The organism is Kineococcus siccus (assembly GCF_009906795.1).
Lineage (GTDB): Bacteria > Actinomycetota > Actinomycetes > Actinomycetales > Kineococcaceae > Kineococcus > Kineococcus siccus.
Genome location: NZ_JAAALN010000272.1, coordinates 1 through 4863, shown reverse-complemented (window position 1 = coordinate 4863; position 4863 = coordinate 1). Strand labels below are relative to the sequence as shown.

The following is a 4863-nucleotide window of genomic DNA, read 5'->3' as shown; positions in this document are numbered from 1 at the left end:
GTCGCAAGCGGCCCGCGGGCACCCGGGCCCGCGGGCCGCTTGCGACACTGGGAGCGTGACGCTCACCGAACCCGCCCCCGCGCGCCGCGACGCCGCCCCGGACGCGCTGGGCCCCGACGCCCTCGCGGCCCGCCTCGCCGCCGTGCTCGGGCCGGGCGGTGCGGCCCAGGTGGACGTCAGCACCCGGCGCCGCGCGGAGTACACGACCGACGCCTCGAACTACCGCGTCGTGCCGACCGCGGTGGTCTTCCCCCGCAGCGCCGCGGACGTCGAGGCCGTCCTCGCCGTCTGCCGCGAGCTCGGGGTGCCCACCACCAGCCGCGGCGCGGGCACCTCCGTCGCGGGCAACGCCGTCGGCACCGGTGTCGTGCTGGACTTCTCCCGCCACCTGAACCGGGTGCTGGAGGTCGACCCGGTCACGCGGACGGCGCTCGTGGAGCCGGGGGTGGTGCTGGACGACCTGCAGCGTGCCGCCAAGCCCCACGGCCTGCGCTTCGGGCCGGACCCGTCGACGCACGCCCGCTGCACCGTCGGCGGGATGATCGGCAACGACGCCTGCGGCTCGCACGCCCTGGCCTACGGGCGGACCAGCCACAACGTCGTGCAGCTGGAGGTGCTGGACGGCCACGGCCGCCGCTTCTGGACCGACGCCCCGCCCGACGAGCTCGTCGCGCCGCTGGAGGCGGTCGCGGGCCGCCACCTCGCGACGATCCGCACGCGGTTCGCGACGTTCGGCCGCCAGGTGTCCGGCTACGCCCTGGAGCACCTGCTGCCCGAGACCGGTGGCCCGCGAGGCACGGCGCTGGCCCGGCTGCTGACGGGCTCCGAGGGCACGCTCGTCACGATCCTGCGCGCGCGCGTGCGGCTGGTCGCGGAGTCGCCCGCGACGACGTTCGTGGTGCTCGGCTACGCGGACATGGCCTCGGCGGCCGACGCGACCCCGGCCCTGCTCACGCACGGCCCGCTGGCCGTGGAGGGCATCGACCGCCGCCTCGCCGACGTCGTCGTGCGCCGGGGCGGGTCGGTCGCGGGGCTGCCCGGCGGTGACGGCTGGCTGTTCGTCGAGATGGGCGGTGAGACGCCGGAGGAGGCTCTCGCAGCCGCGCACGCGATGGTCGCGGGCTCGGGGGCGCTGGACGCCGTCGTGATCCCGACCGCGGCCGAGGCGCGGGCGCTGTGGCGCATCCGCGAGGACGGCGCCGGGCTGGCGGGACGCTCGCCCGACGGGCAGCCCGCGTGGCCCGGCTGGGAGGACGCCGCCGTGCCGCCCGCCCGCCTGGGCGCCTACCTGCGGGAGTTCGAGGCGCTGATGGGCCGCCACGGCGTGGACGGCCTGGCGTACGGGCACTTCGGCGACGGGTGCATCCACGTGCGCATCGACTTCCCGCTCTACGACGACGGCTCACCGGCCCGCACGAAGGAGTTCCTCGAGGACGCCGCGCGCCTCGTCGCCTCGCACGGCGGCTCCCTGTCGGGTGAGCACGGCGACGGTCGCGCCCGGGGCGGCCTGCTGCCGCTGATGTACGACGCCGACGCGATCGCGGCGTTCGAGGAGGTCAAGCGCGTCTTCGACCCCCAGGACCTGCTGAACCCCGGGGTCATCGTGCGGCCCAGCCCGGTCGACGCGGACCTGCGGGTGCCCGCCTCGCGCAGCTCGCACGTCCTGGGGATGCCGCTGAAGTTCGCGTACTCCCACGACGAGGGCGACCTGAACCGGGCCGTCCACCGCTGCGTGGGCGTCGGCAAGTGCCGCGCCGACTCCGGCGGCGTGATGTGCCCCAGCTACCTCGCGACGGGCGACGAGAAGGACTCCACGCGCGGTCGCGCCCGCGTCCTGCAGGAGATGGCCAACGGGCAGCTCGTGACGGACGGCTGGCGGTCGGAGGAGGTGCGCGAGGTCCTCGACCTCTGCCTGTCCTGCAAGGGGTGCACGGTCGACTGCCCGGCGGGCGTGGACATGCCCACCTACAAGGCGGAGTTCTTCGACAAGTACTACGCGGGCCGGCTGCGGCCGATGAACCACTACCTCCTCGGGTGGCTGCCGCGCTGGTCGCGGCTCGTCGCGCTCGCCCCGCGGCTGGTGAACACGCTGACGGCCGTCCCCGTGCTGGCCCGGCTGGCCCGGGCCGCCGGGGGGATCGACCAGCGGCGGCCGCTGCCGCGCTTCGCCGAGCGGACGTTCCGCGCCTGGTTCGCCGCGCGCCCGCCGCGCACGGGCGGTGAACCCGTCGTGCTGTGGGTCGACTCCTTCACCGACTCCTTCTCCCCGGAGGTCGGGCGCGCGGCCGTGCGGCTGCTGGAGCACCTGGGCTTCGACGTCACCACGACCACCGACCGCGTCTGCTGCGGGCTGACGTGGGTCTCGACGGGCCAGCTCGACGGGGCGAAGCGCCAGCTGCGCCGTTCGCTCGACGCGCTGTGGGACGACGCGCTGCCGGCCGACGCGCTCATCGTCGGCCTGGAACCGTCGTGCACCGCCCTGCTGCGCGAGGACGCCGCGGAGCTGCTGCCCGACGACCCGCGCGCGCGGGCGCTGGGCGCGCGGGTCAAGACGCTGGCGGAGCTCATCGCCGAACGGCGCCCCGCGTGGATCCCGCCGCGCGTGGACGCCTCGGCCGTGGTGCAGCCGCACTGCCACCAGCACGCGGTCATGGGGTTCGCCCCCGACGCGGCGCTGCTCGCCAAGGCCGGGGTGGACGCCCGGGTGCTGTCCGGGTGCTGCGGCCTGGCGGGGAACTTCGGGGCCGAGCAGGGGCACTACGACGTGTCCGTGAAGGTCGCCGAGCACCGGTTCCTGCCCGCGCTGCGCGAGCGGGGCGACGCCGTGGTGCTCGCCGACGGGTACTCCTGCCGCACGCAGGCCGACAACCTGGCCGGGGTGCGGCCGAAGCACCTCGCCGAACTCCTCGCCGACGCCCTCCCCGAGGACTGAGCCCGCCGCGGTCGTGCCGGACACCGGCACGACCACGGCGGGGACCGGGTCAGCCGCGGCGGGCGTGCTGGCGCGGGTGGTCGGCGAAGAACTGCCACGCGAGCTCCGAGGCGTCGATCTCCTGCGTGACCTCCGGCGGACCGCCCTGCGTGCTGCCGGGCCACGTGTGCCCGCCCTGCGCGATCGAGTAGAACTCGACGTCGGCGCCCGCGGCGCACCCGGAGTAGGTGAACGCCGCGACGTGCTCGCTGACCGTCCGCCGGACGGGACCCACGCGGCAGTCGTCGATGCGTGCCCAGGACTGGACCGCGACCGGCGCGGAGTAGCCCCACCGCAGGTCGCCGTTGCCCTGGTAGGGGTTCACGGGGTCGGCGTCGCCGTGGAACGTGACGACGGCGACGGGGTCCTCCGGGGTGCAGTCCTGCACCTCGGGCACGGTCGTGTCCGCCGGCGCCGGGCGGCCCGCCCGCAGGCCGGCCACGGGGGCCACCGCCGCGATCCGGTCGGACAGCCGGCACGCCAGGGTCGAGGCCATCCGGCCGCCGCCGGAGTACCCGGTCGCGTAGACGCGGTCGTCGTCCACGCAGCCGGCCGCGTCGACCTGGTCGATGACCGCGGTGAGGAACGCGACGTCGTCGCGGGCGCCTGCGGGCGGGAACGCGCCCGCGGTCGTCGGGACGCCGGGCACGTTCCACGCCCAGCTGCCGTCCGGCGCCGGCGGGTCCTGCGGCGCGAGCGGTATCGCACCCGAGGGGTTCGCCACGATGAACCCCTCGCGCGCCGCGATGTCCCCGAACCGGCTGATGCCGGCCTGCACGACGCCGTTGGCGCTGCTGCCGTGCAGGTCCAGCACGAGCGGCACCTGCCGGCCGCGGCCCTGCCGCTCGCCGACGACGAGGGGGACCCGGTAGGCGGTGCCCTCGAACTGCACGGAGAACGTCTGCGCGCCCGGGGCGAGCGTGGGCCTGCACCCGCGGCCGCCCCCGCCGGGAGCCCCCTGGGCGGCGGACGCCCCGGCGGTCAGGACGAGGGTGGCGCACGCCGAGGCGGCGAGCACCCGGGCGAGCCGTCCGCGCCTGCGGGGGGCGGAGAGGCGGTGCGGGGCGGGTGGTCGCGAACGGATCACGGGGGGCTCCTTCGTCCGGCGGGCGAGGGCCGCCACGCGTGCGCGGACTCTCACAGCGGCCACCGGGGCTGTCAACAGACGCTTCCGCCCCGGGCGGCCGCGGGTGTCCTCAGGTGCCGGTGCCGGTGCCGGCCCGCAGGCGGGCGTTCTCGGCTTCGAGCTCGGCCACGCGCCGGCGCAGCGGGGCGAGCCGCGGCTCCAGCTCGGCGGCGCTCCAGCGGGGCGTGATGTGCTGCGGGCAGTTCCAGTCGTAGGCCTCGACGGTGACGAACACGCCACGCTCGACCACGGCGCCGTCGTCGTCCGGCGAGGCGACGTGCAGGGCCAGCACGGCCTCGGGGTCGTCCTGCAGGTGGACCACGCGCGCGCGGCCGAACAGCTTGAGGCGGCGCTGCTGCGGGTGGTCGACCGCGATGAGCGCCACGCGGTCGTCGGTGCGGAGGTTGCCGGTGCTGATGTGCTGCTGGTTGCCGCGGTAGTCGGCCCACGCCACGGTGTGCGGGTCGGGCACGTGCAGGAACCCCGGCACCCCGCCGCGGAACTGCACGTAGGGCCAGCCCGTCGCCCCCACGGTGGCGAGGTGGAACGCGTCGCGCTCGCGCAGGTGGTCCGCGGCCAGCGGGGTCAGGGCGTCCGGGGCGGTGACCTCGCGGCCCCTCTCGGCGACCCGGGCGTAGTGCTCGCCGCTGCCGTCCTCGTCCTGCTCGCGCCGCACCTGCTCGGTGAAGGCGATGCTCCCGTAGCGACGGCTCCAGCCGGGAGCCTCCCCCGCGCGCCGGCCGTCGTCAACGGCCCCGGCGTCGCC

The 4863-nt window shown here is 76.6% G+C and carries 3 protein-coding genes; 1 reads left to right on the top strand and 2 read right to left on the bottom strand.

What is annotated here, in order from left to right; all coding sequences use genetic code 11:
* Positions 1–55: 55 nt before the first annotated feature.
* On the top strand, positions 56–2932 hold the full coding sequence (locus GTR02_RS19860; protein ID WP_166609209.1) for an FAD-linked oxidase C-terminal domain-containing protein: 2877 nt from the start codon (positions 56–58) through the stop codon (positions 2930–2932).
* Positions 2933–2981: 49 nt separating this feature from the next.
* Here GTR02_RS19860 and GTR02_RS19855 read toward each other — a convergent pair whose 3' ends face one another.
* On the bottom strand, positions 2982–4058 hold the full coding sequence (locus tag GTR02_RS19855) for a PHB depolymerase family esterase (RefSeq protein ID WP_205709672.1): 1077 nt from the start codon (positions 4056–4058) through the stop codon (positions 2982–2984).
* A gap of 109 nt (positions 4059–4167) precedes the next feature.
* On the bottom strand, positions 4168–4773 hold the full coding sequence (locus GTR02_RS19850; RefSeq protein ID WP_420814752.1) for a pyridoxamine 5'-phosphate oxidase family protein: 606 nt from the start codon (positions 4771–4773) through the stop codon (positions 4168–4170).
* Positions 4774–4863 lie beyond the last annotated feature (90 nt).